Below are 331 nucleotides of genomic sequence, written 5' to 3' on the forward strand. Positions count from 1 at the left end.
GCCAAAGCGACAAGATCATCGAAGCGGTCGGCGAAGGCCACGACGTGGTTCGCACCACTGTCAGCTACACCCTGTCGGCCAACGTCGAGGACGGCATCCTGCTGGGCACCGCCAACCTCAACTTCGCTGGCAACGCCCTCGATAACGTGCTGACCGGTAACGCCGGCAATAACATTCTCGACGGCTACGCGGGCGCCGACACCCTGATCGGCGGCACTGGCAATGACACTTACTTCGTCGACAACGCAGGCGATGTCATCGTTGAAACCAGCACCTTGCTCACAGAGATCGACACGGTCAATGCTTCGCTGGACTGGACCCTGGGCGCCAA

General features: G+C 60.7%; 1 pseudogene. It reads left to right on the forward strand.

The annotated features are described in order from the left end of the window. Positions 1 to 331: pseudogene (locus J5M57_RS28755) on the forward strand (Ig family protein); the annotation flags it as partial.

This window comes from Pseudomonas sp. 86_A (genome assembly GCF_017491705.1).
In the GTDB taxonomy this organism is placed as follows: Bacteria; Pseudomonadota; Gammaproteobacteria; order Pseudomonadales; family Pseudomonadaceae; genus Aquipseudomonas; species Aquipseudomonas koreensis.